The sequence below is a fragment of the Kribbella sp. NPDC104740 genome (genome assembly GCF_055583505.1).
This window is the reverse complement of the sequence record NZ_JBVJNV010000003.1, coordinates 192725-218315: the sequence shown is the minus strand read 5'-3', so window position 1 is coordinate 218315 and position 25591 is coordinate 192725. Positions and strand designations below refer to the sequence as shown.

The following is a 25591-nucleotide window of genomic DNA, read 5'->3' as shown; positions in this document are numbered from 1 at the left end:
CACCGGCGGCCAGGTCGCGTTCTGGATGCTGGCCCCGGTCATGGTGCTGGCCGCGATCGCGATGATCCTGGTCCGCAAGGCGGTGCACTCGGCGCTGCTGCTGGCCACGGTGATGGTCTGCCTGGCCGTCCAGTACGCCGCGCAGGACGCGCCGTTCCTGTTCGCCGTCCAGATCATCGTCTACACCGGCGCCATCCTGATGCTGTTCCTGTTCGTGCTGATGCTGGTCGGCGTCGACGCGTCGGACTCCCTGGTGGAGACCATCCGCGGTCAGCGCCTGCTGGCCGGGCTGGCGTTCCTGGGGATCGCGGTGCTGCTGATCTTCGCGGTCGGCAACGCCGTGTACGGCGACCCGGTCGGCCTGGCCCAGGCCCAGCCGGACGGCAACCCGCACGGGATCGCCCAGCTGCTGTTCGGCAAGTACGTGTTCGCCTTCGAGGTGACCTCGGCGCTGCTGATCACCGCGGCGATGGGCGCCATGATGCTGGCCCACCGTGAGCGGCTGACCAAGAAGAAGACCCAGCGCGACCTGGCCGAGGAGCGGATCCGCAAGTACGCCGACCACGGCGTGCACCCCGGCCCGCTGCCGACGCCCGGCGTCCTGGCCCGGCACAACGCCGTCGACACGCCGGCGCTGCTGCCGGACGGGTCGATCGCGCCGACCTCGGTTTCGCGGGTGCTGCAGGCCCGTGGCACCGTGTTCCCCGAGAACGAGGAGCGCGACGAGATCGACACGGTCCGCCGGATCAGCGAGGGCGACCCCGGTGACCAGGTCCCGTCCGAGCCGGAGAGCACCGACCTGAGCGGCTACGGCGAAGGAGACAAGCTGTGAGCACCGAGCCGTACATCATTTTGGCGGCGATTCTCTTCAGCATCGGCGCTCTCGGTGTTCTCGTACGCCGCAACGCCATCGTCGTGTTCATGTGCGTGGAACTGATGCTGAACGCCTGCAACCTGGCGTTCGTCAGCTTCGCCCGCCAGCACGGCAATCTCGACGGCCAGATCGCCGCCTTCTTCGTGATGGTGGTGGCCGCGGCCGAGGTCGTGATCGGCCTGGCGATCATCATGGCCATCTTCCGCACCCGTCGTTCGGCCTCGGTCGACGACGCCAACCTGCTCAAGTACTGAGGTAATCACCGATGAGTCATGAGCTCGCGTGGCTGCTGGTCGCGATCCCAGCGGTGTCGGCGGCGATCCTCCTGCTCGGTGGCAAGGCCACCAACGCCTGGGGACACCTGCTCGGCACCGCGGCGTCGCTGGCCTCCTTCGTCTGCGGCGTCCTGCTGTTCGTCCAGATGCAGGGGCACGGCGCCGAGGAGCGGTCCGAGACGGTCAAGCTGTTCGAGTGGTTCTCGGTCGGCAGCATTCACGTGGACGTGACGCTGCTGGTCGACCAGCTGTCGATCCTGTTCGTGCTGCTGATCACGGGTGTCGGGTCGCTGATCCACATCTACTCGATCGGCTACATGTCGCACGACCCGCGCCGGCGCCGCTTCTTCGCCTACCTGAACCTGTTCATCGCGGCGATGCTGCTGCTGGTGCTGGCCGCCGACTACCTGCTGGTCTTCGTCGGCTGGGAAGGCGTCGGTCTGGCGTCGTACCTGCTGATCGGCTTCTGGCAGGACCGGCACTCGGCCGCCACCGCCGCCAAGAAGGCCTTCGTGGTGAACCGCGTCGGTGACATCGGCCTCTCGCTCGCGGTGATGAGCATGTGGGCGCTGTTCGGCAGCTCGGCCTTCGCCTCGGTGAACGCCGGGGCCGAGGGGATGTCGTCGACCTGGGCCACGCTGGTCGGCCTGATGCTGCTGCTGGCGGCCTGCGGCAAGTCGGCCCAGGTGCCGCTGCAGTCCTGGCTGCTGGACGCGATGGAGGGCCCGACCCCGGTCTCGGCCCTGATCCACGCGGCGACCATGGTCACCGCCGGCGTCTACCTGGTGACCCGCTCGCACGCGATCTACGAGCAGACCGAGGCGGCCTCCACCGCGGTCGTGATCGTCGGCACCGTGACGGTGCTGGCCGGTGCGATCATCGGGTGCGCCAAGGACGACATCAAGAAGGCGCTGGCCGGTTCGACGATGAGCCAGATCGGCTACATGATGCTCGCCGCCGGTCTCGGCCCGGCGGGCTACGTGTTCGCGATCTTCCACCTGATCACGCACGGCTTCTTCAAGGCCAACATGTTCCTCGGCGCCGGCTCGGTGATGCACGGCATGAACGACGACGTGAACATGCGCCACTACGGCGCCCTGCGGACGTCGATGAAGATCACCTTCGGCACCTTCCTGATGGGCTACCTGGCGATCATCGGGTTCCCGGGCTTCGCCGGCTTCTGGAGCAAGGACAAGATCATCGAGGCCGCCTTCGCGGACAACTTCGTGATCGGTCTGTGCGCCCTGCTGGCGGCCGGGGTCACCGCGTTCTACATGACGCGGCTGATGATGATGACCTTCTTCGGCAAGAAGCGCTGGGCCGAGGACGTGCACCCGCACGAGTCGCCCAAGTCGATGACGGTGCCGCTGATCGTGCTGGCCTTCCTGTCGGTCTTCGGTGGCGCGCTGTTCTTCCTCGGCGAGTGGATCGTGCACTGGCTGGAGCCGGTGGTCGGGCACGAGGAGCACCACCCGCCGGTCAGCGCGCTGGTGATGACGCTGATCACGGTCGCCGTGGTCGTCGTCGGTGCCGCGATCGGGTACCTGCGCTACCGCCAGGACATCCCGCGCGAGGCGCCGGTCAAGGTCTCGCCGGTGACCACGTTCGCCCGCCGTGACCTGTACGGCGACGCGCTCAACGAGGCGGTCCTGATGCGTCCGGGCCAGTACCTCACCCGGACGCTGGTCTGGCTGGACAACCGGGGCGTGGACGGCTCGGTGAACGGCCTGGCCGCACTCTTCGGCGGTCTGTCCGGCCGGCTCCGCCGGTTCCAGACGGGCTTCGTCCGTTCGTACGCACTCAGCATGGTCTTCGGCGCCGCTCTCGTGGTCGTCGCCCTCCTCGCGGTGAGGTTGTCGTGAACATCGGTTGGCTGACGTATCTGTTGCTCCTGCCCCTGGTGGGAGCCCTGGTCACCTTGGCGGTGCCCAAGGCCAAGGCCCTGCTGGCCAAGCAGGTCTCGGTGGCCTTCTCCCTGCTGACGCTCGTGCTGACCCTGGTGATCGCCGTTGGCTACCACCAGAACGGTGCGGCGGACTACGAGGAGACGCACACCTGGATCGGGGCCTTCGGGGCGCACTTCGCGCTCGGCCTGGACGGTGTCGGGATCGTGCTGGTGGTGCTCACCGCGCTGCTCACCCCGATCGTCCAGGTGGCGTCGTGGAACGACGCCAAGTCCGGGCGCTGGAGCGAGAAGTCGTTCTTCGTCTGGCTGCTGGTGCTGGAGGCGCTGTCGCTGGGGGTCTTCGCCGCCACCGACGTGTTCCTCTTCTACGTGCTGTTCGAGGCCACGCTGATCCCGATGTACTTCCTGATCGGTGGCTTCGGCGGCGCGCAGCGCTCGTACGCCGCGGTGAAGTTCCTGCTCTACTCGCTGCTCGGCGGGCTGCTGATGCTGGCCTCGGTGATCGGCCTGTACGTCGTCTCGGCCAAGGCCGGCGACCCGTCGTACCTGCTCACCGACATGATCAAGCTGGACATGTCGCAGAACACCGAGCGCTGGCTGTTCCTCGGCTTCTTCTTCGCCTTCGCGGTGAAGGCGCCGATGGTGCCGTTCCACACCTGGCTGCCGGACGCCGCCGCCGAGGCGACGCCGGGCACCTCGGTGCTGCTGGTCGGCATCCTGGACAAGATCGGCACCTTCGGGATGATCCGGTTCTGCCTGGGCCTGTTCCCGGAGGCCTCCAAGTGGGCCACCCCGGTGGTCCTGGTGCTGGCCCTGATCAGCGTCCTGTACGGCGCGCTGGTGGCGATCGGCCAGACCGACATCAAGCGCCTGATCGCCTACACCTCGATCTCGCACTTCGGCTTCATCGTGATGGGCATCTTCGCGCTCACCTCGCAGGGGCTGACCGGGTCGACGCTCTACATGTTCAACCACGGCCTGTCGACGGCGGCGCTGTTCCTGGTCGCCGGCTACCTGATCTCGCGCCGCGGCTCGGCGCGGATCGCCGACTACGGCGGTGTCGAGAAGGTCGCGCCGGTGCTGGCCGGGACGTTCCTGTTCGCCGGTCTGTCCAGCCTGGCGCTGCCCGGCCTGTCGCCGTTCATCAGTGAGTTCATGGTGCTGGCCGGCACCTTCAGCAAGCACAAGGTGATCGCCGTGATCGCGGTGGTCGGTATCGTGCTGGCGGCGCTCTACATCCTGATCATGTACCAACGCCTGATGACCGGGCCGGTCCGCGACGGGATCGAGAAGCTGAAGGACCTGAACTTCCGCGAGGTGTTCGCGATCGCACCGCTGGTGCTGCTGATCGTCGGCTTCGGGATCTACCCCAAGCCGGTGGTCGACATCATCAAGCCGGCGGTGGAGTCGACGATGCAGATCGTCGGCGTCACCGACAAGGCCCCTGAGATCCCCGTGACGGAGGGACAGAAGTGAGTGCAGTGCTGACGGCGCAGGTTCTGCCGCTGGCGGACTTCGTCGCGCCCAAGATCGAGTACAACGAGCTGATGCCGTTGTTCGTGGTCTTCGGCGCGGCCTGCCTCGGCGTACTGGCCGAGGCGTTCCTCCCGCGGACCTGGCGGCACCTGGTCCAGGTCGCGATCGCGATCGTCGGTGTGGTGGTGGCCGGTGTGCTCACCGTGCTGCTGATGGCCGACGAGAAGAAGCTGGTGGCGGCCCAGGGCGCGATCTCGGTGGACGGCCCGGCGCTGTACACCTGGGTGATCCTGCTCGCGCTGACGCTGATCAGCCTGCTGCTGTTCGCCGAGCGCTCGGTCGACGGGGGCCTGTCGGCGTTCGCCGGCCAGGCGGCCGCCGTACCGGGCAGTGAGGCCGAGCGCGAGGGCACCGCGGCCAAGGTCGAGCACAGCGAGATCTTCCCGCTGACCATGTTCGCGATCGGCGGCATGATGCTGTTCGCGTCGGCCAACGACCTGCTGGTGCTGTTCGTGGCGCTCGAGGTCTTCTCGCTGCCGCTGTACCTGCTCTGCGGTCTGGCCCGGCGCCGCCGGCTCATCTCGCAGGAAGCGGCGATGAAGTACTTCCTGCTCGGCGCGTTCGCCTCGGCGTTCCTGCTGTTCGGCATCGCCCTGCTCTACGGGTACGCCGGCACCATGTCGCTCGGCGGCATCGCCGACGCGCTGGCCACCCAGACCGGTGGCGACGCGATCCTGCTGGCCGGAACCGGTCTGCTCGGGGTCGGCCTGCTGTTCAAGGTCGGCGCCGTGCCGTTCCACTCCTGGACGCCGGACGTCTACCAGGGCGCCCCGACGCCGGTCACCGGTTTCATGGCGGCCTGCACCAAGATCGCCGCGTTCATCGGGCTGATGCGGGTCTTCTACGTCGCGCTCGGCGGAACGCGCTGGGACTGGGCGCCGATGATGTGGATCGTCGCGATCCTCACCATGGTGGTCGGCTCGATCGTCGCGATCACCCAGACCGACGTGAAGCGGATGCTGGCCTACTCCTCGATCGCGCACGCGGGCTTCCTGCTGACCGCGTTCATCGGGCTGGCCCAGGCCGGCAGCGGCGTGCTGAACGGGATCACCTCGACCCAGGCAGTGCTGTTCTACCTGGTCACCTACGGCTTCCCGACGATCGGTGCCTTCGCCGTCGTCACGCTGGTCCGCGACGCGGGCGGCGAGGCGACGCACCTGTCGCGGTGGGCCGGGCTGGGCAAGAAGTCCCCGCTGCTCGGTGGCATCTTCGCCTTCTTCCTGCTGTCCTTCGCCGGCATCCCGCTGACCGCGGGCTTCACCGGCAAGTGGGCCGTGTTCACCGCGGCCTGGACCGGTGGCGCGTGGCCGCTGGTCGTGATCGCGGTGCTCTGCAGCCTGGTCGCCGCGTTCTTCTACGTCCGCGTGATCGTGCTGATGTTCTTCTCCGACCTGCCGGACGACGCTCCGGACGTGGTGCTGCCCGGGTGGCAGACCACGGCCGCCGTCGCCCTGGGTCTCGCCGCCACGGTGGTGCTCGGTCTGGTTCCCGGACCGATGCTCGACCTGGCGGCCCGTGCGGGTGAGTTCATCCGTTGAGTCCGACCCCGCTGCCGGCCGAGAGCCTGGGATTCGCGTTCGCCGACGAGGCGCTCGAGTCCAGGGTTCGTGCCGGGCTGGAACGGGTCGAGCAGGCGCTGCGTGACTCCACCCAGTCCGAGGCGCCGTTCGTCACCCAGGCCGCCCAGCACGTCATGGTTGCCGGAGGCAAGCGCTTCCGGCCGCTGCTGGTGCTGCTGGCGGCGGAGTTCGGGCCCCGGCCCGACGCCGCCGAGGTGGTCGACTCGGCCGTCGTGGTCGAGCTGACCCACGTCGCGACGCTGCACCACGACGACGTGATGGACGAGGCGGCGCTGCGGCGCGGCGCGTCCACCGCGAACGCGGCCTGGGACAACTCGGTCGCGATCCTGGCCGGGGACTGGCTGTTCGCCCGGGCCTCGGACCTGGTCGCCTCGCTCGGGCCGGAAGCGGTCCGGATCCAGGCGCGCACCTTCGGCCGGCTGGTCGAGGGGCAGATCCGGGAGACGCTCGGGGTCGGCGAGGGCCAGGACCCGCTGGCGCACTACCTGTCGGTGGTCGCCGACAAGACCGGTTCGCTGATCGCCACCTCGGCGCTGTTCGGGGCCCGGTTCGCCGGTGCGTCGGAGGAGATCCAGGAGACGCTGCGGGCCTTCGGCGAGGAGATCGGCGCGGCCTTCCAGCTCGCCGACGACATCCTCGACATCACCTCGGAGTCGATGCAGTCCGGCAAGACCCCGGGCACCGATCTGCGCGAGGGTGTTCCGACGCTCCCGGTGCTGATCTTCCGGGCCCAGGCCGACCCGGCGGACCCCGAGGACGCCAAGCTGCTCGAGCTGCTCGACGCGGACCTCACCGACGACGCCCGGCTGACCGAGGCGCTCACCGCGCTGCGGTCGCACCGCGCGCTGCACCAGGCCGAGGACGACGTACGCCGTCGTGCGGACGAGGCCCGCAAGCTCCTCGCCGGTCTCCCCGAGGGCATCGCCCGCGAGGCCCTCGAGTCCCTCTGCGACCTGGTCGTCACCCGCTCGGTCTGAGCCGAGCGGGTGGTCAGGCCGCCGCGGCCACGGCCTGGTGGAAGACGATCTCCCGCACCTGGTCGGCCTGCGCCCTGCTCAGTACGACGGCCGACACCGCCCCCGGCACGACCAGCGCCGGGTCCTCGCCGGCAAGCCTGACCAGCTCCGGCCAGCGCCTGCTGTGCCCGGCCATGCTGGTCTCGCGCACCACGCGCTGGCGCTCCGCCTGGCCTTGCCGGGCGAGCTCCTCCGGGACGTCGAGCATGATCAGGTGCACCGGCAGGTTCGCCGTACGGGCTGCCCAGCCGATCAGCCAGCGCGCCGACGGCCTGGTCGCGCAGTCGTGGATCACCAGCGGACCGCCGCGCCGGATCGCGAGCACCACGCGTACGTAGTACGTCAGGTGAACCAGCGGCCGCCACACCCAGTACGGGATGCTCCCCAGCATCGGCCGCCACCCGTCCCGCGTCGTCGCCGAGTCCAGCACCTCGACACCGCTCCGCCCGGCGAACACCCGCCGCAGCAACGTGCTCTTGCCCGCCCCCGGAATCCCCGCCAGCACCACCACGCACTCCACCGGGTACCGCAGCACCCCAGCTGCCAGCGCCGCACCCACCATCGCGTCTCCCATCGCCGCTTTCCCCGATGGTGACGCACAGCACTGAGAACTTCCTTGGAATCAACTGAGAGTGCGGACTCAGGAGGTCTGGGCGACGAACCAGTCCCGGGTCGAGGTGGCCGTCTCGGGGAAGTTCTGCTCGACGTCGGCGACGATGTCGGCGACCGTTCGGGCGGCCAGTTCGCGGCGGTAGACCAGCTCGGCGCGGCGCATCGAGCTGCCGACCAGGCACGTCCTGCGGTAGTCGACGGCCGGGTCGCCGTTGGGGGCGTCCTTGGCGATCTCGGTGCAGCGGAACGCCTCGTCGGGGCCGTCGATGGCGACCACGACGTCGAGCAGGGTGATCTCCTCGGGCCGCCGGGCGAGCTGGAAGCCGCCCTTCGGGCCGGAGGTCGAGGACATGATGCCGGCCCGGGTGAGCGCCTGCAGCTGCTTGTTCAGGTACGCCGTGGGCAGCTCGTAGAACGCGGCGAGCTTCTTGGCCGTGACCGGCCGGCCGGGGATCCAGCACAGGTTCACGCAGCTGTGCAGGGCCCACTCGACGCCCTCGTTCATCTTCATTACCTAGAGCCTAAATATCCAGAATAGGCGTGTCAAGATCGGCTCATGGGCTCCGACGTCGCAGACATGAACGCACAGACGAGATATCCGCGGGTGGTCGACCGGGCCACCTTCCAGGCGCAGGTCGACGAGCTGCGGGTGCGGGAGAAGGCGCACGCGCGGGAGGGTGACGCGATCGCCGCGGCCAGGCGGCGGCTGCCGATGGTCGAGGTCGACGCAGGGCTGGAGCTGACCGGCCCCGGCGGGCCGACGACGCTGCTCGACGCGTTCGAGGGCCGCAGTCAGCTGATCGCGTACTACTTCATGTGGCACCCCGGCCACCCCGCGGCCGAGCAGTGCGAGGGCTGCACGTGGTGCACGAGCAACGTCGCCGAGCTGTCCTACCTGCACTCGCGCGACATCACCTTCGCGGTCTTCGCTCAGGGCCCGTACGCCGAGAGCCGCCGCTACCGCGACTTCATGGGCTGGACGATGCCCTGGTACTCCGCCGACCCGTCGAAGGCCGAGCTGCTCGTCGGCCGGACCGTCGGGATGATGCACCTGGTCTGCTACGTCCGCGACGGCGACCGCGTCTTCGAGACCTGGTGGACCACCAACCGTGGGATCGAGGTGATGGACAACAGCTACTCGCTGATGGACCTCACCGTGTACGGGCGCCAGGAGCAGCAGGAGGACTCGCCCGACGGCTGGCCGCAGCCGTGGGGGACCGACGAGCACCCGGACTACCACCAGGTCGACGGGCGCCCGGCTGCGCAGTGGTCACGGCTCCAGGCCGGCCGGTCCGACCAGCTCTAGGCTGCCGCGGCGGCGACGTCCGGTACGACGGTCCGCCGGCGTCGCCGTACGAGGCCGTCCCAGGTGAAGATCACCAGCGCGATCCAGACCAGCCCGAAACCGGCCCAGCGCATCGACGACATGTGCTCGTGGAACAGCGTCACCCCGACCACGAACTGCATGATCGGCGCGATGTAGTTGAGCAGCCCGAGCGTCGTCATCGACACCCGCGTCGCCGCCGAGCCGAACAGCAGCAGCGGTACGGCGGTGATCGGGCCGCTCAGCAGCACCAGGACGAGGTATCCGGCGCCGTGGTCGGTGACCGTCGACTGCCCGTGCAGCGCCATCACCACGATCGCGACCACCGCCACCGGCGCCATCGTCGCGGACTCGACCGCCATCCCCTCCAGCGCGCCCGCGCCGGCCTTCTTCTTGGCCAGCCCGTAGAACCCGAACGAGAAGGTCAGCGCGATCGCGATCCACGGCGGCCGCCCGGCCTCGATGGTCAGCCCGACGACGGCGACGAACGCGATCGCCAAGGCGGTCCACTGCAGCGCGCGCAGCCGTTCGCCGAGCACGAAGACGCCGAGCAGGACGGTGAACAGCGGCGTGATGAAGTACCCGAGCGAGGTCTCGACCACGCGGTTCTGCTCGACGCCCCAGATGTAGACGCCCCAGTTCACCGAGATCAGCATCGCGCCCGCGATCAGCGGCCAGCGCCGGCGCGGTTCGGCGAACAGCGCGCGGACCCGCCCGAAGTGCCGCAGTACGACGACCAGCAGGGCGATCGAGATCAGCGACCAGACGATCCGGTGGGCCAGCAGCTCGATCGCGCCGGAGTGCTCGAGCAGCCGCCAGTAGAGCGGGAAGAGCCCCCACAGCACGTAGGCGGCGAAGCCCTGGAGGAACCCTCTGCGTTGCTCTGACACGTCAGGAGCCTAAGCCCTGAGTCAGGATCGTACAAAAGCTTTGCTCATGACGTGAGATCGCCGCCGGTCGGGTACTGGTGCGATGCGGTTGGATGGAGGCGAGCACAGGAGGCGGATGTGGGCGTGAGGACCGGACTGGTCTCGGTGACGTTTCGGAAGCTGGGCGTCGAGGAGGTCGTGGACGTCGCCGCGGAGGCGGGGCTGGCGGCGATCGAGTGGGGTGGCGACGTGCACGTCCCGCTCGGCGATCTCGGCGCGGCGCGGAAGGCGCGGGAGCTCTGCGCGGAGCGCGGACTGGCGGTCGCGGCGTACGGGTCGTACCTGCGGGCCGGGAGCGTCGACCGCGAGGAGATCCGGATGGCGGTGACGACCGCGGCCGAGCTCGGCGCGCCCCGGATCCGGGTCTGGGCCGGCACCGTCGGTACGGCGGACGCCGGGGTCGGCGACCGGATGGCCGTCACCCGCGGCCTGGCCGAGCTGGCCGACGTCGCGGCCGGCGCCGGGATCGAGATCGCGATGGAGTTCCACCGCGGCACGCTCACCGACGAGGTCGACTCCACGATCACCCTGCTGCTGGACGTCGACGCACCCAACCTCACGACGTACTGGCAGCCCCCGGTCGACCTGGACGACGCCACCTGCCTGGACCAGCTGGAAGCGCTGATGCCGTGGCTCAGCACCGTCCACGTCTTCTCCTGGTGGCCCTCCAACAACCGCCTCCCGCTCGCCGCCCGCGAGTCACTGTGGCGCCCGGTCCTGAAGCGGCTGGCCGCCGAGGAGCGCGAGATCAACGCCCTCCTCGAGTTCGTCGCCGACGACTCGGTCACCCAGCTCGCGGCCGACGCGAAGAGCCTGCACAGCTGGGTCTGACTACTCCGGCAGGTAGCGCGCGAGGATCAGGTCACCGGTCGCCGGAGCCGTGCCGAGCTGCCGCAGCAGGATCTGCCCGGCCGCCTGCGCCGGGACCGCGTCGAAGAAGATCGACGCCGCCGGCCCGTCGGCCGGGTCCACGCTGACCCGCTGCCCGCCGGGCGTCCCGGCCAGCTCGAACGTGTGCTTGGTCGGGACACCGACGGTGCCGAACGCCAGCAGGTACGGCGTGAAGCCCGGCGAGTCCTGCTGACCGTCCTGCGGTCCGTAGTCGGTGCGGACCGGCGTGGTCGTCGTTCCCACGTCCAGCGAGTAGAGGTACCCGTGGTGCTGGACGCGCTCGGGAAACCAGTACCCCGGACTGAGCTCCCGGCCGGGACCGCGGGTGTAGACACCGACGCCGGTGACGGCACCGGCCACCGCACGGTTGTTGCCGTCAACAACCGTCGCGGTGACCTGGACCGGCTTCGCGATCCGGATCCCGAGCCCCGGGACACCGATGCTCGCCTGCTCACCGGCCTCCGGCTCGGCGACGCTCGTACAGCGCCGCGACGTCACGGCCCGGCTGCCGACCCGGACGACGACCTTGGCCCGCTCAGCGGCGACCGGCTGGCCGGGCAGCACGCAGAAAGCGCGGAAGTCGACCAGGTCCTGCGCAGGCTCCCACTGGAACGAGACCGGCCCGGTGCGAATCTGCGCGTCCAGCAGATCGGAGTCGGCGACCTTCGCCCGGTACCGAATGCCGTCCCGCACGTAGTCACCCGGCGCGTCCTCGATCGCCCGCTCCGGCAACCCGTCCGGGGGAGTGGCCGGAGTCGCGAGGGCGGGGCTCGGACTGTTCGCCGGCTCGGCCCGGTTCAGCACCATGCCGTTGTTCAGGGCCACCAGTACGACGAGCGCACCGCACACCGCGGTCACCCCGGCACCGACCGCCCGGCGCCGCCGCAGCTGCTTGGTCCGCCGGCGCAGCACGGAGATCGGCGCAGGCTCGGCGAGATCGATCTCACCGGCCTGGTCGTGCAGCCGATCGCGGAGTTCGTCGAGGTTCATGACTGCTCCAGGGCGTGGTCGAGGACAGCAGGATCGATACGGAGCTTCGCGAGCGCCCGACTGGTCTGGCTCTTCACGGTGCCGACGCTGCACCCGAGGATCCGGGCCGTTTCGGCCTCGGACAGATCCTCGTAGAACCGCAGCACGACCACCGCCCGCATCCGCCGGGGCAGCCGACGGAGTGCGCTCGACAGATCGGCGCTGATCTCCACACCGCCCTGCCCACCGTCCGCGCCGTGCTGAGGGAGCTCCTCGGTCGGGTACTCACCGTTCCAGCGCCGACGCCACCAGGCGGTGTAGGTGTTCACCATCGTCCGGTGCACATACCCCGACGGATCGTCGATCCGCTGCCAGATCAGCCAGCACCTCGCCAGCGTGGTCTGCACGAGGTCCTCGGCCAGCGCCCGGTCCTGCGTCAACAGATAGGCGGTCCGCAACAGCCCGCCGTACCGGGCGGAGACGAAGTCCTCGAACTCCACCCGGTCTGGTTTGGTCATCCGCACACTGTCACGAGTGGCTGGGGGTCGCGGGAGGTTGCATCACTTGGCGGGGGTGTAAAGGGCGAGGATCAACTTGCCCTTGGTGACCTTGCCGTCGGTGATCTTCAGGACGGCGGTGCGGCTCGGGCCGGCCCAGTTGCCGTCGGTGCCGATTCCCCAGCTGGTGATCTCGCTGGTTCCGTCGTCCGTGCTCAGCATCGATTGGCCGGAGAGTCCGTCGAGGGTGCCGTTCACGACGCCCTTGGCGCCGAGGTCGGAGCTGCCGTAGGAGACCAGGAACGGGACACCTTCCGGCGTCTTCAGCTCGACCTTGCGGGTGGTGGTGGCGTCGACGGTCTTCAGCTCGGTGAGCTGGTACTTCGCGCCGGCGAACTCGCGCTGCTCGTCGAGGCTGATGCCATCGACCGTCCGCTGCGGGCCCTTCTCGTAGACCGCGAACCCGATCCTGGCGCCCGGGACGGTGACCTCGCGGCCGTACTTGTCGACCAGCGTGGCGGTCACACTCATCCGCTCGCCGGGCTTGCCGACGCCGGCCAGGCCGCCGCCGCCCGTGCTGCCGACGTCAGTGGACAGGGCGACGCACCCGGACATGTGCTCGACGCCGCTGACCGACACCTTGAGCGAGTACGGGAAGCCGGACCTGGTGTCGTTGGCCGTGCAGAACGAACTGATCTGGATCGGGCGCCCGGTGGAGACGTAGCTGCCGGTGAGCTTGCTGACGCCGGGCTTGCCGCCGGCGCCGGAGACGAGCCGGTCGCCGCCGACCTGAGCGCGGAAGAGCAGACCGTTCTCCTCACGGTCACCCGGGCCGGCCGCCGGAGGCGTCTCGGCGCCGCCGGGCACCGCCGTGCGAGGACCGGCCCGGTAGATGCCGATCCCGAGCTGGGCATCCTCGTCCTCGATCACCCGGTTGTCGTTGTCGACGAGCCGGACGTTGATCGTGGTGGCCTGGTCCAGCGGGACGTCGAGCCAGACCGCCGCGTCCGGCCGGATCAGCCCCGAGTCCTCCGGCGCGATTCGGTCGACGCTGCAGATCCCGGACGCGGCGTCGTGGCCGCCGAACTGGACGACGTACCGGGTCTCGCCGGTGCGCGCGACGCACTGGGCGTGGATCACGACGTCCTTCGTCGTCGGGGTCCAGCTGAAGCTGCCGCGGGTCTCGCCGGGGTTGCCGATCCAGGCCTGGTCCAACTTGTCCGGGCCGACCGTGCCCTTGATCGTGATCGCGTTCTTGACCAGGTCGGGCGGGTTGTCCGCCGGGTCCGGGGCGGTGTTCGTCAGCGTCGGGGTCACCGCGATGCCCAGGGCAACGATCGCTGCCACCGCGGTCAGCGAGCCGGCGACCCGGCGGCGCTTCGTCGTACGGATGCGGCGGTGGACGCCCGCCAGCAGATCAGGGGTGTCGACGGTCTCGGCGCGGTGGGAGAGTTCTTCGCGGAGGTCGGTGAGGTTCATCGCGAGGTCTCCTTGTCGGCGAGTTCGGCGGTCGGGGTGGGGACTTGGTCGACGAGGTTCGGGTCGAGGCGGAGTTTGGCGAAGGCCTTGCTGGTCTGGCTCTTCACGGTGCCGGTGGAGCAGCCGAGGATGCGGGCGGTCTCGGCTTCGCTCAGGTCCTCGTAGTACCGCAGTACGACGACCGCGCGCTGGCGGCGCGGCAGCTGCTGCAGCGCGCGCCAGAGGTCGGTCCGCTCGACGCTGCCGGCGGAAGGTGCGGCCGACTCGGGCAGTTCCTCGGTGGGGTGCTCGCCGTTCCAGCGGCGGCGCCACCAGGTGGAGTAGGTGTTGACCAGGATCTTGCGCACGTACGGCTCGGGATCGCCGCCGTCGATCCGCGACCAGGCGAACCACGCCTTGGCCAGTGCGGTCTGCAGCAGGTCCTCGGCCAGTGCGTGGTCCTGGGTCAGCAGGTACGCGGTCCGCAGCAGCCTGCCGGACCGTGCCTGCACGAACGCGTCGAAGCTGTCCGCAGCAGTCACCGATCGCCCCGTTCCTTCGGCACGCAGCGTGAGCGTGCTGTCCTCGATGGTCACATCATGGCTGACCAGCCGGTGCGGGGATTTGGTTGCCCGTTCGTCAAAAAGTTTCCGTCGAGCTCTGGCCAAGCGGCAGATGGTGCCGCAAAACTGGCTCAGGACAGCGCGTTTTCGCCCCGATCGCGTCCCCGGAGGTTCTCCGATGTCCGTTCGTACCTTCTTCAGCAAACCCCTGCCGAGGATCCTCGCGATCCTGGCCCTGTTCGCCGCCGTCGCCGGTACGGCGGTGACCACGCAGGTCGTCACCGCCACCAAGGCGCACGCCGACGGCTGCTACACCTGGAACCGCACCCTCGCCCAGGGCGCCAGCGGTGAGGACGTCCGTCAGTTGCAGATCCGCGTCGCCGGCTACCCCGGGTACGGCGCGCACCTCGCGATCGACGGCGCCTTCGGTCCCGGTACCAAGGCCGCGGTGACCCGCTTCCAGCAGGCGTACGGCCTGGCCGCCGACGGCATCGCCGGCCCGGGCACGTTCAGCAAGCTCTACGCGCTCCAGGACGACGACTGCACCCCGATCCACTTCACGTACGCCGAGCTGGACGACGGCTGCGGCGGCTCCGGCTGGGACGGCGGCCCGCTGTCGGCGGCCGCGACCAAGGCGAACGCACTGCAGACGATGTGGCAGCTGGAGGCGATGCGGCACGCGCTCGGCGACCAGCCGCTGAACATCACCAGCGGCTTCCGCAGCATCCCCTGCAACAACTCGGTCGGCGGCGCGAGCAACAGCCAGCACCTGTACGGCCGCTCGGCCGACCTGGTCGGCGTCCACTCGTTCTGCAAGCTCGCCCAGCAGGCCCGCAACCACGGCTTCGGCGGGATCTTCGGCCCCGGCTACCCGGGCCACAACGACCACACCCACGTCGACATCCGGACCAGCAACTCCTGGTCGGCGCCGAGCTGCGGGATCTAACGCAGCGGCTTGACCAGCTGATCCAGCGTCATCCCGGCCGGGCGATCCAGGTGCTCGGCGTTCAGCCCCGCGGCTCGAGCGCCGAGCACGTCCAGCTCGTAGTTGTCGCCGATCATCAACGTGTCGGCGGGGTCGACGTCCAGCAGGTGACACGTCGTCAGGTACGCCTCGGGGACCGGCTTGCCGAAGCCCAGCGACTCGGTCGTCGCGACCACGTCCAGGTACGGCGCGAGCCCGATGGTGGCGAGCTTGGCGTTCTGCTGGACGGTGCTGCCGTTGGTGAGCACCCCGATCCGCCAACCGTTGCCCCGAGCAACTTCCAGCGCGAGCTGGGCGTCCGGGAAGGCCGCCCAGCTCGCCCGGTAGTGCTTCAGATAGCCCTCGTAGAACGCGTCGAGCGTGGCGTCGTCGCCGGGCACCGGCCGCCCGAGCGCCGGGAGGAACGAGTGCAGCCGGACCCGCCGGTGCTCCTGATGGCTCAGCACGCCGGTGACGAACTGGTCGTGGCTGACCTGTTCGATCGCGAACCACCGGGTCAGCAGCTCGTCGGACCAGTCGTGGCCGAGCTCGTCGACCCACCGGCGGACCGCCGTACTGGCGGAGGTGGTGTGGTCGAACAGCGTGTCGTCGAGGTCGAAGATGACCGCCTTCACGCCGGGGTCACCGAGTCGCGGTTCAGCTCGCGGTGGTTCGCGTACCCGGACAGCGCCAGCGTCAGGTCCAGCTCGGCGAGGAAGCAGCGCAGTACATGCTCGATCCCCGCCTGACCCGCCATCGCCAGCCCGTACAAGAGCGGGCGCCCGAGCAGCACGGCCTTCGCGCCGAGCGCGAGCGCCTTGGCCGCGTCCGCACCGGTCCGTACGCCGGAGTCGAACAGCACCGTGAGCTGCTCGCCGACCGCGTCGGCGATCGCCGGCAGCGCATCCAGCGAGGCGACCGCGCCGTCGACCTGACGACCGCCGTGGTTCGAGACGACGATCCCGTCGACACCGTGCTCGGCGGCGAGCTTCGCGTCGTCGACCGCCGTGATGCCCTTCAGCACGATCGGGCCGTCCCAGTTGTCGCGCAGGAACGACAACTCGTCCCAGCCCAGGCCGACGTTCGGGAACATCTGCGCCCAGTGCATCACCGCGGCGCCCGGGTCCTCGCTGATCGTCTTCGGCAGCTTGGCCAGGAACGCCGGGTCGGTGAAGTAGTTGGCCAGGCCCTCGCCCTTGAGGAACGGCAGGAAGCCGCGGTCGAGGTCCGCCGGGCGCCAGCCGATCGTGCCGGTGTCCAGCGTCACCACCAGTACGCCGTACCCGCCGTCCTTCGCGCGCTGCAGGAAGCTGAGGCAGACGTCGCGGTCGGTCGGCCAGTACAGCTGGTACCACTTGCTGCCGGCCTGGATCTGCTCGAACGAGTGGCTGGCCTGGGTCGAGTGTGTGTAGGTCAGGCCGAGCGCGTCGGCGGCCCGCGCGGTCGCCAGCTCACCCTCGGGGTGCGCGAGCGTCTGGACACCGATCGGTGCGACCAGCACCGGCGCCGGCATCTTCGTCCCGAGGATCGTGCAGGACAGGTCGCGCTCGGTCGAACCGCGCAGCATCCGCGGCACCAGCCGCCACTTCTCGAACGCCGCCAGGTTCGCCCGCGCCGTCGACCCGCTGCCCGCGCTCGGGACGATGTAGCCCATCGCCTCCGCGGACAGGTTCGCCGCCGCCTGCGCCTCCAGCCGGGACAGATCGGTGGTGATCTCCGGCCGGGTGTCCTGGAGCATGCCCTGCAGGTAGATCGCCAGCTGATGATCACCGAAGTTGGCCATGCCGGATGTTTTCACGAATGCATGACATCCGTCAGCGCCTGATCCGGCCGTCCGGCACCTCTGCGGCGGCTCGGCGCGCGTGATGCTGGCTGGGTGACCAAGCGAATCCTGCCGGCCCTCGGGCTGTTCTTCCTGTCTCCGCTGGTGGCCGAGTTCCTGCTGGGGAACCTGCCGGTCTCCCAGCTCTTCGCGCTGTTCGCGCTCGCACCCCTGTACGGCGCGGGCGCGGTGCTGATCCGCGAGCTGGTCCGGCACCGGGGCTGGGGGTACCCGAGCGTGCTGCTGCTCGCGCTCGCGTACGGCGTACTGGAGGAAGGGGTGACGACGCAGTCGCTGTTCAACCCGAACTACGCCGACCTCCGGCTGCTCGATCCCGGGCACATCTCGTGGCTGGGGATGGGGGCGCCGTGGACGCTGTTCGTGCTGGCGCTGCACACGGTCTGGAGCATCACGGTGCCGATCGTGCTGGTCGAGTCGCTCTCGTCGAAGCGGCCGTGGTTCGGGCGGAAGGGGATCGTGGTGTTCTGCGTCGTCTTCGGCTTCGGGGTGCTGGCGACGACGGCGTTCCAGCTGCAGAGCGACTCGTTCGTGGCCTCGCCGGGGCAGTTCGCGGGAGTGCTCGTGGTGATCGCTGCGTTGGTTGCGGCGGCCGTGCGGGTGGGGCGGCGGCCGGTGGTCCGCGAGGCCGGAGGGGTGCCCGCGGAGTGGGTCGTCGGGGTGTTCGGGCTGGTGGTGTCGTCGGCGTTCATGGTGGTGGACGACGTCGACCTCGGGGCGTGGGTGCAGGTGGCGGCGATGCTCGTGCTCTTCGTCGTCGCGCTGTCCGTCGTCCGGGCCTGGTCGCGGCGGGACGGGTGGACCGGCCGGCACGCGGTGGCGCTGGCCGGTGGGACGTTGCTCACGTACGCGTGGCACTCGTTCCCGGAGCACCCGGTGTCCGCGGCGTCGCGGTCGGTTGACCTGGCCGGGAACGTGGTCTTCAGCGCCCTCGCGGTCGCGTTGCTGGTGGTCTGCTGGATTCGGTCGGGCCGGGCGGTCGATGCGACAATTCAGGTGTGACAACTTCGGTGACTCCTGACACGCGCTACCGGCACGTCGGGCTGGCGTTGTTCGCGCTGGCCACCGGCGGGTTCGCGATCGGGACCACCGAGTTCGTCACGATGGGACTGCTGCCGCAGATCGCCGACGGGGTCGGCATCTCGATCCCGACCGCCGGGCACGTCATCTCGGCGTACGCCGTGGGCGTCGTCGTCGGTGCGCCCGTGATCGCCGCGCTGGGCGCCCGGACCGGGCGGAAGCGGCTGCTGCTCGGGCTGATGGGTGTGTTCGTCCTGGGCAACGTGCTCTCGGCCGTTGCCAACAGCTACGAAATGCTGATGGCGGCGCGGTTCCTGTCCGGGCTGCCGCACGGCGCGTTCTTCGGGATCGGCGCGGTGGTCAGCGCCTCGCTGGTGCCGGTCAACCGGCGGGCCTGGGCGGTCTCGATGATCATGGTCGGGCTGCCGATCGCCAACATCGTCGGCGTACCGGCCTCGACGCTGCTCGGGCAGCAGTTCGGATGGCAGCTGCCGTTCGTGCTGGTCGCGGTCCTGGGGTTGCTGACGCTCGGCGCGGTCTGGTTCTGGGTCGGTCCGCAGCCGGTCGGCAGCGAGGTCAACGTGCGCAGCGAGCTGAGCGCGCTGGCCCGGCCGCAGGTGTGGATGGCGCTGCTGGTCGGGATGGTCGGCTTCGGCGGCATGTTCGCGACGTACACGTTCATCACGCCGACGATGACCGAGCTGGCCGGCTTCAGCGAGGGCGCGGTGACGATCGTGCTCGCGGTGTTCGGTCTCGGGATGACCGGCGGCACGCTGGTCGGCGGCCGGCTCGCCGACCGCGCACTGATGCCCAGCCTGTACGGCGGCCTGGTGGCGATCACGATCATGCTGACCACCTTCGGCTGGCTCGCGCACACGCGCCCGACGGCGCTGCTCGCGGTGTTCCTGCTCGGCTTCTCGTCGAGCCTGCTGATCCCGGCGCTCCAGACCCGGCTGATGGATGTCGCGCACGAGGGGCAGTCGCTGGCCGCGTCGCTCAACCACTCGACGCTGAACATCGCCAACGCGCTGGGCGCGTGGCTGGGCTCGCTGGTGCTGGCCGCGGGGTACGGCTACGAGTGGCCGAGCCGACTGGGCGCCGGCCTGGCGATCCTGGGGCTGCTGCTGGCGCTGGCCTCGGGCCTGATGGACCGCCGCACAAGTCGCACCACAGCGCCTGCCGCTCAGTAAGCGGCGCCACAGCGCCAGCCGCTCAGTAAGCGGCACCTGCGTCGGCGCCTGCCGCCCTGTAGGCAGCGCCCACCGTGCAGAAGCGCCCCTCCGTACGCACTTCCGGCCGCCGCGGCCTCAGCCACCGCCAACTGGGTCCGGCCGCAGTGCCGCCGCCTCAGCCACCGGCAGTCGGCGTACCGGGGGCCTCAGGGAAAAACCCGGTGGTTTCCTGACCGGATGCTCACCACCGACTTGGTTGGATGGGGGCATGGCGACGATGACCCTGAGCGGCCCCGACCTGGTCCGGCGGCGCGGGCTGCGGCAGATGCGGCTGGTCGCACTGTCTCTGCTGGTGCTCGCCGCGATCATCTACATCGTCACGCTGCACCGCGACGGCGCCTGGGGGTACGTGAACGCGGCCTCCGAGGCGGCGATGGTCGGCGCGTTGGCCGACTGGTTCGCGGTCACCGCGCTGTTCCGGCACCCGCTCGGGCTGCCGATCCCGCACACCGCGATCGTGCCGACCCGCAAGGACAGCCTGGCCGAGAGCCTGGAGCAGTTCGTCACCGAGAACTTCCTGTCCGAGGACGTGGTGGCCGGCAAGATGGCGTCGGCCGAGGTGAGCCGCCGGGCCGGCGAGTGGCTGGCCGGCGCGAACCACGCCGAGCGGATCGTCGCCGAGGGCGCGCGGACGGTCGGCGCGGTGCTGCCGAAGCTCGGCGACTCCGACGTCACGGCGTTCGTCCGCGGCTCGTTGCTGCCGCGGTTCGCGGAGGAGCCGCTGAGCCCGATCGCCGGGCACTTCCTCGAGTCGGTCGTCCAGGACGGCGCGCACCACGCGCTGCTCGACCTGGTCTTCGACGAGGCGTACGACTGGCTGCGCGACAACCGCGACGTGCTCGCCGAGGTCGTCGGCCCGCGCGCGCCGCGCTGGTCGCCGCGGTGGGTCGACTCGCTGGTCGTCGACCGCATCCACCGGGAGGCGCTGACCTGGCTGGCCGGCGTACGGGATGATCAGCAGCACCCGGCGCGGCAGGCCGTCGACCGCCTGCTCGGCAAGTTCGCCGCGGACCTGCAGCGCGACCCCGAGATGATGGAACGCTTCGAGGCGTTCAAGCGCCGGATGCTCGACCACCCCGATCTCGCCCCCAGCCTGACCGCCGTCTGGGACGCCGTCCGCACCGCCCTGATCGACGCCATCACCGACCCCGCCAGCCCGCTGCAGACCCGCGCAGTCCAGGCCGTCAAGGACTTCGGCACCCGCCTCCAGACCGACGACCCGCTCCGCGCGAAGGTCGACGCCCGCGCCACCGAAGCCGTCTCGTACGTCGTCCGCACCTACGGCAACGAGATCGTCTCGGTCATCTCCGACACCATCGAACGCTGGGACGGCCGCGAAGCCTCGGCCCGCATCGAGCTCCACGTCGGCCGCGACCTCCAGTTCATCCGCATCAACGGCACGGTGGTCGGCGCGCTGGTCGGCTTGATCATCCACACCGTCAGCCAGTGGCTCTGAAGTAGCACATGTGCTACCTTCGAACCATGGATGCCCTGGGACTGCGCGAGCTGCGCCAGAACGCGAGTGACCTGGTGCGCCGGGCCGAAGCCGGCGAGCACCTGGTGATCACCGTGTCCGGCCGCCCCGCGGCGGTGCTCGGCCCGGCCGAGCGCGACCACTGGCGCCGGTACGACGAGGTCGCGGACGTCCTGCGGGCCCGGCCCGACGACGACTGGGCGACCGATCGGGATCTGGTCGACCACGAGCTGCACGACCCGTGGGCCGCGGAGGAGCGGTGAGAGCGGTCCTCGACACCAGCGTGCTGATCGGCGGTCTGGACGAGCTGGTCGACGCCGAGTTGGCGATCAGCACGATCAGCCTGGCGGAGTTGCACTTCGGTGTGCTGGTCGCCAAGAGCCCGCAGGTGCGCGCCGAGCGGCTGCGGCGGGTCGCGGCGATCGAGCGGGCCTTCGAGCCGCTGCCGGTCACCGACGCCATCGCTCGCACGTACGGCGCCTTCGCCGCGGCGGTTGTCGCCGCCGGTCGTCAGCCCCGGAGCCGGTCTTCTGACCTGGTGATCGCTGCCACCGCGGCCACGCACGACGCCGTGCTGTACACCCGCAACCCGAAGGACTTCGTCGGTCTCGACGAGCACCTTCAGGTCATCGCCGTCTGACCGGCCGATCGAGGAGACCGAGTTGACCGACGAGATTCCCGCCACCGAGTTCACCCGGCGGATCGGCAAGGTGGCCAACCGGGAGCTCGGCCTCAACGGCTACACGACGTACGAGCAGCTCACCTCGGTGACGCCGCAGGAGCTGCTGGCGATTCATGGGGTCGGGCCCAAGGCGATCAGGATCCTCGCGGAGGAGCTGGCTGCTCGGGGGCTGCGCTTCGGGGAGTAGGTCGGCGTGGTTTCGCCATCGGCGGGTGTCCGGGGCGTGGTCTTCCTAGCATGGGCGGCAGTCGACAAGAGGGGCTGTTCCATGTCAGAAACATCGGTTGCCGCGCAGAACGTGGAGCCGCCGCAGGACCTGTCCACGGTCGTCGGGCACCGGTTCATCTACACCTACGCCAACGGCTGGAAGTACGAGCTGTACGTCAAGAACGACCACACCATCGACTACCGGATCCACGTCGGTCCGGTCGGTGGCCGCTGGGTCAAGGGGCAGCCGGTTCAGCTGGTGACCTTGAGCAAGGGCGTGTTCAAGCTGTCGTGGACCGAGCCGACCGGAACGTCCGTCGTGGTCACCATCATTCCGGCCGAGCGGACGGTGCACGGGACCATCTTCTTCCCGGCCTGGGTCGCGAACAACGGCAGCCTGACGGTGGGGTTCCAGAACGAGCAGCTCGACAAGATGCACGCCTACCGCGACGCGGGCCCGACGTACCCGATCAGCGTCGTGGCCAACTTCGCGCGGATCACCTTCGCCGAAGAGGTCGGGGCCGATGACGAGACGGTCATCGCGGTGGCGCCGGGTGAGCTCCCGGACGGCTGGGTGGACCGCACGAACTGAAGCGGCGACGGTGAGTCCGGCCGGACTCCGGGGTGCGGCCGGACTCGCCGGGCGGCTAGTCGACGGTCCAGGTGTCGGAGCCGGTGATCAGGGACTGCAGGTCGCCGGTACCGCTGGTTTCCTGGGCGGTGCTGACCTGCTGGCGGACCAGGTCGTCGTACGCCGGGCGGTTGACCTGGCGGAAGACACCGATCGGTGCCTGGTGCAGGACGCCGGCGTCGGTGAGCCGGGACAGCGCGAACGCGTACGCCGGGTCGTCGGTGTGCGCGTCGTGCACGACCAGGTCGGCCTCGCCGCCGGGCAGCTCGGCGACCTCGCGGACCGCGAGCGACGCGAAGCCGTCGCGGACCACGCCGAGGTGGCCGTCGACGCCGAAACGGATCGGTTCCCCGTGCTTGAGCGGGATGATCGCGTCGTCGCGGGTCTCGGGGTTCTTGAACGCGTCGAAGGCGTTGTCGTTGAAGATCGGGCAGTTCTGGTAGATCTCCACGAACGCCGTCCCGCGGTGCTCCGCGGCCGCCTTCAGCACCGAGGTCAGGTGCTTGCGGTCGGAGTCGACGGTCCGGGCCACGAACGTCGCCTCCGCGCCGAGCGCCAGCGAGACCGGGTTGAACGGGTTGTCCACCGAGCCCATCGGCGTCGACTTGGTCACCTTGCCGGGCTCCGACGTCGGTGAGTACTGGCCCTTGGTCAGCCCGTAGATCCGGTTGTTGAACAGCAGGATCTTCAGGTTCACGTTCCGCCGCAGGGTGTGGATCAGGTGGTTGCCGCCGATCGACAGCGCGTCGCCGTCACCGGTCACCACCCAGACGCTCAGGTCCGGCCGGGCCACCGCGAGCCCGGTCGCGATCGCCGGCGCCCGCCCGTGGATCGAGTGCATCCCGTACGTCGACAGGTAGTACGGGAACCGCGACGAGCAGCCGATCCCGGAGACCATCGCGACGTTCTCGCGCTTGATCCCGAGCTCGGGCAGGAACCCCTGGAACGCGGCCAGGACGGCGTAGTCCCCGCAGCCCGGGCACCAGCGCACCTCCTGGTCCGACACGTACTCCTTGCGGTTCTGCGGCTCGGTCGCCACCGGTACGCCGTGCAGACCGCCCGGCAGCCCCAGGTCGACGGTGCTCATCGTGCTCCCTCCGACTGTTCCAGTTGCTCGCCGTGCTTCAGGTTCGCCGCGTCGACCCCGAGGTGCCGCGCGTCGTCGTCGATGCCCTCGGTCTCTTCGACCAGGTTCCCGATGACCTCGGCCAGCTCGGCAGCGCCCAGCGGCATGCCCCGGACCTGTGCGTACGAGACGACGTCGACCAGGTACTTGGCGCGCAGCAGCATCGCCAGCTGACCGAGGTTCATCTCCGGGACCAGCACCTTGTCGTACGACTTCAGCACGTCGCCGAGGTTGTCCGGGAACGGGTTCAGGTGCCGCAGGTGCGCCTGGGCGACCTTGCCGCCGACCTTGCGCACCCGCCGGACGCCGGCCCCGATCGGCCCGTACGTCGAACCCCAGCCGAGCACCAGCACCTTCGCGTCGCCGTCCGGGTCGTCGACCACGAGCGGGTCGATGGACCGGGCGATCCCGTCGATCTTGGCCTGCCGGGTCCGGATCATCAGGTCGTGGTTGGCCGGGTCGTAGGAGATGTTGCCGGTCTTGTCCTCCTTCTCCAGGCCACCGATCCGGTGGTCCAGTCCCGCTGTACCGGGAATCGCCCAGGCGCGGGCCAGGGTCTCCGGGTCGCGCAGGTAGGGGAGGTACTTCGGCGTCCCGTCGTCGGCGGTCGCGTTCGGCTCGGTGGTGAAGTTCGGGTCGATGGTGACCAGGTCCTCGACCACCGGGATCTGCCACGGCTCGGAGCCGTTGGCCAGGTACCCGTCCGAGAGCACGATCACCGGCGTCCGGTAGGTGACCGCGATCCGGGTCGCCTCGACGGCGATCGCGAAACAGTCAGCGGGGGACTGGGCCGCGAGCACCGGCAGCGGCGCCTCGCCGTTGCGGCCGAACATCACCTGCAGCAGGTCGGCCTGCTCGGTCTTGGTCGGCATCCCGGTCGACGGCCCGGCGCGCTGGATGTCGCAGACCACCAGCGGCAGCTCGAGCATCACGCCGAGGCCGATCGTCTCCGACTTCAGGCTGATCCCCGGACCGGACGACGTGGTCACGCCGAGCGCGCCGGCGAACGACGCACCGAGCGCCGCACCGACACCCGCGATCTCGTCCTCGGCCTGGATCGTGGTCACGTCGAACCGCTTCAGCTTCGACAGCTCGTGCAGTACGTCGGACGCCGGGGTGATCGGGTACGCGCCGAGCACCAGCGGCAGCCCCGCCCGCTGCGCGCCCGCCACCAGGCCGTACGCCAGCGCGAGGTTGCCGGAGATGTTGCGGTAGGTACCGGTGGCCATCTTGGCCGGCTTCACCTCGTACCGGACCGAGAACTCCTCGGCGGTCTCACCGAAGTTGTAGCCCGCCCGGAAGGCCGCGATGTTGGCGTCGCGGATGTCCGGCTTGCCGGCGAACTTGGACTGCAGGAACTCGATCGTCGACTCGACCGGGCGCTGGAACAGCCAGGAGACCAGGCCGAGCGCGTACATGTTCTTGGCCCGGGAGGCGTCCTTGCGGGACAGCCCGAACTCCTTGACCGACTCCACCGTCATGCCGGTCAGGTTCAGCGCGACCACGTGGTACGCCTCGAGCTCGCCGGTCTCCAGCGGGTTCTCGTCGTACCCGATCCGCTTCAGGTTGCGGCCGGTGAAGTCGGCGGTGTCGATGATCAGCGTGGCGCCGCGCGGCACGTCGCGCAGGTTGGCCTTCAGCGCCGCCGGGTTCATCGCGATCAGCACGTCCGGCGCGTCACCCGGGGTGAGGATGTCGTGGTCGGCGAAGTGCAGCTGGAAGGAGGAGACTCCCGGCAGGGTTCCGGCAGGTGCCCGGATCTCGGCGGGGAAGTTGGGCAGCGTCGACAGGTCGTTGCCGAACGATGCCGTTTCCGCGGTGAACCGGTCCCCCGTGAGCTGCATCCCGTCACCGGAGTCACCGGCGAAGCGGATCACCACGCGGTCCAGCTGCTTGACCTCGATGGCCATCAGTCGTGTCATCTCCAAGTCGAGCTCGGGCCCGGCGTCGTCGGACGAACCGCCGATCCCCCCGGTCAGGGCGAT

Annotated in this window: 27 protein-coding genes; 16 read left to right on the top strand and 11 right to left on the bottom strand. The window is 69.8% G+C overall.

The features are described from left to right. Positions 1 to 25: 25 nt before the first annotated feature. From ACZ6Z4_RS17210 to ACZ6Z4_RS17185, 6 genes are read left to right on the top strand one after another with little or no spacing between them, the layout of a single operon-like run. Positions 26 to 832, top strand: coding sequence for an NADH-quinone oxidoreductase subunit J (locus ACZ6Z4_RS17210; protein ID WP_465566759.1), 807 nt, complete (start codon positions 26 to 28; stop codon positions 830 to 832). Beyond that, positions 829 to 1128 carry an NADH-quinone oxidoreductase subunit NuoK gene (gene nuoK / locus ACZ6Z4_RS17205; RefSeq protein ID WP_077019076.1) on the top strand — a complete coding sequence of 100 codons (300 nt, stop codon included), beginning with the start codon at positions 829 to 831 and terminating at the stop codon, positions 1126 to 1128. The genes ACZ6Z4_RS17210 and nuoK overlap by 4 nt, the downstream gene beginning before the upstream one ends. An 11-nt stretch (positions 1129 to 1139) precedes the next feature. Continuing rightward, positions 1140 to 3011 (top strand): NADH-quinone oxidoreductase subunit L, encoded by a 1872-nt coding sequence (gene nuoL, locus ACZ6Z4_RS17200; protein WP_363672260.1) that lies wholly within the window; start codon positions 1140 to 1142, stop codon positions 3009 to 3011. Further along, entirely contained in the window at positions 3008 to 4531 is a 1524-nt protein-coding gene (locus ACZ6Z4_RS17195; protein WP_465564443.1) for an NADH-quinone oxidoreductase subunit M, read from the top strand. The genes nuoL and ACZ6Z4_RS17195 overlap by 4 nt, the downstream gene beginning before the upstream one ends. Next, positions 4528 to 6129 carry an NADH-quinone oxidoreductase subunit NuoN gene (gene nuoN, locus ACZ6Z4_RS17190; protein ID WP_363672264.1) on the top strand — a complete coding sequence of 534 codons (1602 nt, stop codon included), beginning with the start codon at positions 4528 to 4530 and terminating at the stop codon, positions 6127 to 6129. The genes ACZ6Z4_RS17195 and nuoN overlap by 4 nt, the downstream gene beginning before the upstream one ends. A gap of 26 nt (positions 6130 to 6155) precedes the next feature. Next, positions 6156 to 7148, top strand: a complete 993-nt coding sequence (locus ACZ6Z4_RS17185) for a polyprenyl synthetase family protein (RefSeq protein ID WP_465566756.1) — start codon at positions 6156 to 6158, stop codon at positions 7146 to 7148. Between the two features lie 13 nt (positions 7149 to 7161). Here ACZ6Z4_RS17185 and ACZ6Z4_RS17180 read toward each other — a convergent pair whose 3' ends face one another. Then, the gene (locus ACZ6Z4_RS17180) at positions 7162 to 7761 is read right to left on the bottom strand and encodes an AAA family ATPase (RefSeq protein WP_465564439.1); all 600 of its coding nucleotides are present in this window, start codon (positions 7759 to 7761) and stop codon (positions 7162 to 7164) included. A 66-nt stretch (positions 7762 to 7827) separates the two neighbouring features. Further along, entirely contained in the window at positions 7828 to 8310 is a 483-nt protein-coding gene (locus ACZ6Z4_RS17175) for an RrF2 family transcriptional regulator (protein ID WP_465564436.1), read from the bottom strand. Positions 8311 to 8355: 45 nt separating this feature from the next. Between ACZ6Z4_RS17175 and ACZ6Z4_RS17170 the strand changes: the two genes are divergently transcribed. Continuing rightward, positions 8356 to 9105: a DUF899 family protein gene (locus ACZ6Z4_RS17170; RefSeq protein ID WP_465564431.1), complete on the top strand. Its 750-nt coding sequence runs from the start codon at positions 8356 to 8358 to the stop codon at positions 9103 to 9105. Here ACZ6Z4_RS17170 and rarD read toward each other — a convergent pair. Beyond that, entirely contained in the window at positions 9102 to 10013 is a 912-nt protein-coding gene (rarD, locus tag ACZ6Z4_RS17165) for an EamA family transporter RarD (RefSeq protein ID WP_465564427.1), read from the bottom strand. The genes ACZ6Z4_RS17170 and rarD overlap by 4 nt on opposite strands. A 123-nt stretch (positions 10014 to 10136) precedes the next feature. Here rarD and ACZ6Z4_RS17160 point away from each other — a divergent pair, with 123 nt between their 5' ends. Beyond that, positions 10137 to 10883 carry a sugar phosphate isomerase/epimerase family protein gene (locus ACZ6Z4_RS17160; RefSeq protein WP_465564423.1) on the top strand — a complete coding sequence of 249 codons (747 nt, stop codon included), beginning with the start codon at positions 10137 to 10139 and terminating at the stop codon, positions 10881 to 10883. Here the strand turns inward: ACZ6Z4_RS17160 and ACZ6Z4_RS17155 are convergent, their stop codons facing one another. From ACZ6Z4_RS17155 to ACZ6Z4_RS17140, 4 genes are read right to left on the bottom strand one after another with little or no spacing between them, the layout of a single operon-like run. Next, a complete protein-coding gene (locus ACZ6Z4_RS17155; protein ID WP_465564419.1) occupies positions 10884 to 11933 on the bottom strand; it encodes a hypothetical protein in 1050 nt (349 codons plus the stop codon). Beyond that, complete coding sequence (locus tag ACZ6Z4_RS17150) at positions 11930 to 12430, bottom strand: SigE family RNA polymerase sigma factor (protein ID WP_465564416.1); 501 nt, start codon at positions 12428 to 12430, stop codon at positions 11930 to 11932. The genes ACZ6Z4_RS17155 and ACZ6Z4_RS17150 overlap by 4 nt, the downstream gene beginning before the upstream one ends. Positions 12431 to 12472: 42 nt before the next feature. Continuing rightward, a complete protein-coding gene (locus ACZ6Z4_RS17145; protein WP_465564414.1) occupies positions 12473 to 13888 on the bottom strand; it encodes a hypothetical protein in 1416 nt (471 codons plus the stop codon). Further along, complete coding sequence (locus ACZ6Z4_RS17140; protein ID WP_465564411.1) at positions 13885 to 14409, bottom strand: SigE family RNA polymerase sigma factor; 525 nt, start codon at positions 14407 to 14409, stop codon at positions 13885 to 13887. The genes ACZ6Z4_RS17145 and ACZ6Z4_RS17140 overlap by 4 nt, the downstream gene beginning before the upstream one ends. Before the next feature lie 199 nt (positions 14410 to 14608). Here ACZ6Z4_RS17140 and ACZ6Z4_RS17135 point away from each other — a divergent pair, with 199 nt between their 5' ends. Further along, complete coding sequence (locus ACZ6Z4_RS17135) at positions 14609 to 15376, top strand: D-Ala-D-Ala carboxypeptidase family metallohydrolase (protein ID WP_465564406.1); 768 nt, start codon at positions 14609 to 14611, stop codon at positions 15374 to 15376. Here ACZ6Z4_RS17135 and ACZ6Z4_RS17130 read toward each other — a convergent pair. Both ACZ6Z4_RS17130 and ACZ6Z4_RS17125 read right to left on the bottom strand, forming a co-directional pair. Then, positions 15373 to 16029 (bottom strand): HAD family hydrolase, encoded by a 657-nt coding sequence (locus ACZ6Z4_RS17130; protein WP_465564403.1) that lies wholly within the window; start codon positions 16027 to 16029, stop codon positions 15373 to 15375. The genes ACZ6Z4_RS17135 and ACZ6Z4_RS17130 overlap by 4 nt on opposite strands. Further along, the gene (locus ACZ6Z4_RS17125) at positions 16026 to 17192 is read right to left on the bottom strand and encodes an alpha-hydroxy-acid oxidizing protein (protein ID WP_465564400.1); all 1167 of its coding nucleotides are present in this window, start codon (positions 17190 to 17192) and stop codon (positions 16026 to 16028) included. Before ACZ6Z4_RS17125 ends, ACZ6Z4_RS17130 begins: the two co-directional genes overlap by 4 nt. Positions 17193 to 17270: 78 nt before the next feature. Here ACZ6Z4_RS17125 and ACZ6Z4_RS17120 point away from each other — a divergent pair, with 78 nt between their 5' ends. The 7 genes from ACZ6Z4_RS17120 to ACZ6Z4_RS17090 all read left to right on the top strand — a co-directional run bounded on the left by ACZ6Z4_RS17120 (position 17271) and on the right by ACZ6Z4_RS17090 (position 22441). Then, complete coding sequence (locus ACZ6Z4_RS17120; protein WP_465564397.1) at positions 17271 to 18236, top strand: hypothetical protein; 966 nt, start codon at positions 17271 to 17273, stop codon at positions 18234 to 18236. After that, a complete protein-coding gene (locus ACZ6Z4_RS17115) occupies positions 18233 to 19444 on the top strand; it encodes an MFS transporter (RefSeq protein ID WP_465564394.1) in 1212 nt (403 codons plus the stop codon). Before ACZ6Z4_RS17120 ends, ACZ6Z4_RS17115 begins: the two co-directional genes overlap by 4 nt. A 250-nt stretch (positions 19445 to 19694) precedes the next feature. After that, on the top strand, positions 19695 to 20942 hold the full coding sequence (locus ACZ6Z4_RS17110; RefSeq protein ID WP_465564391.1) for a DUF445 domain-containing protein: 1248 nt from the start codon (positions 19695 to 19697) through the stop codon (positions 20940 to 20942). Positions 20943 to 20968: 26 nt separating this feature from the next. Next, complete coding sequence (locus ACZ6Z4_RS17105) at positions 20969 to 21223, top strand: type II toxin-antitoxin system Phd/YefM family antitoxin (protein ID WP_465564387.1); 255 nt, start codon at positions 20969 to 20971, stop codon at positions 21221 to 21223. Further along, on the top strand, positions 21220 to 21600 hold the full coding sequence (locus ACZ6Z4_RS17100; protein WP_465564384.1) for a PIN domain-containing protein: 381 nt from the start codon (positions 21220 to 21222) through the stop codon (positions 21598 to 21600). Before ACZ6Z4_RS17105 ends, ACZ6Z4_RS17100 begins: the two co-directional genes overlap by 4 nt. Positions 21601 to 21622: 22 nt before the next feature. Continuing rightward, a complete protein-coding gene (locus ACZ6Z4_RS17095) occupies positions 21623 to 21829 on the top strand; it encodes a helix-hairpin-helix domain-containing protein (RefSeq protein ID WP_465564381.1) in 207 nt (68 codons plus the stop codon). Positions 21830 to 21910: 81 nt separating this feature from the next. Beyond that, entirely contained in the window at positions 21911 to 22441 is a 531-nt protein-coding gene (locus ACZ6Z4_RS17090) for a phenolic acid decarboxylase (protein WP_465564376.1), read from the top strand. Positions 22442 to 22496: 55 nt separating this feature from the next. Here the strand turns inward: ACZ6Z4_RS17090 and ACZ6Z4_RS17085 are convergent, their stop codons facing one another. Then, on the bottom strand, positions 22497 to 23567 hold the full coding sequence (locus tag ACZ6Z4_RS17085) for a 2-oxoacid:ferredoxin oxidoreductase subunit beta (RefSeq protein WP_465564372.1): 1071 nt from the start codon (positions 23565 to 23567) through the stop codon (positions 22497 to 22499). Beyond that, positions 23564 to 25516, bottom strand: coding sequence for a 2-oxoacid:acceptor oxidoreductase subunit alpha (locus tag ACZ6Z4_RS17080; protein WP_363672548.1), 1953 nt, complete (start codon positions 25514 to 25516; stop codon positions 23564 to 23566). The genes ACZ6Z4_RS17085 and ACZ6Z4_RS17080 overlap by 4 nt, the downstream gene beginning before the upstream one ends. Positions 25517 to 25591 lie beyond the last annotated feature (75 nt).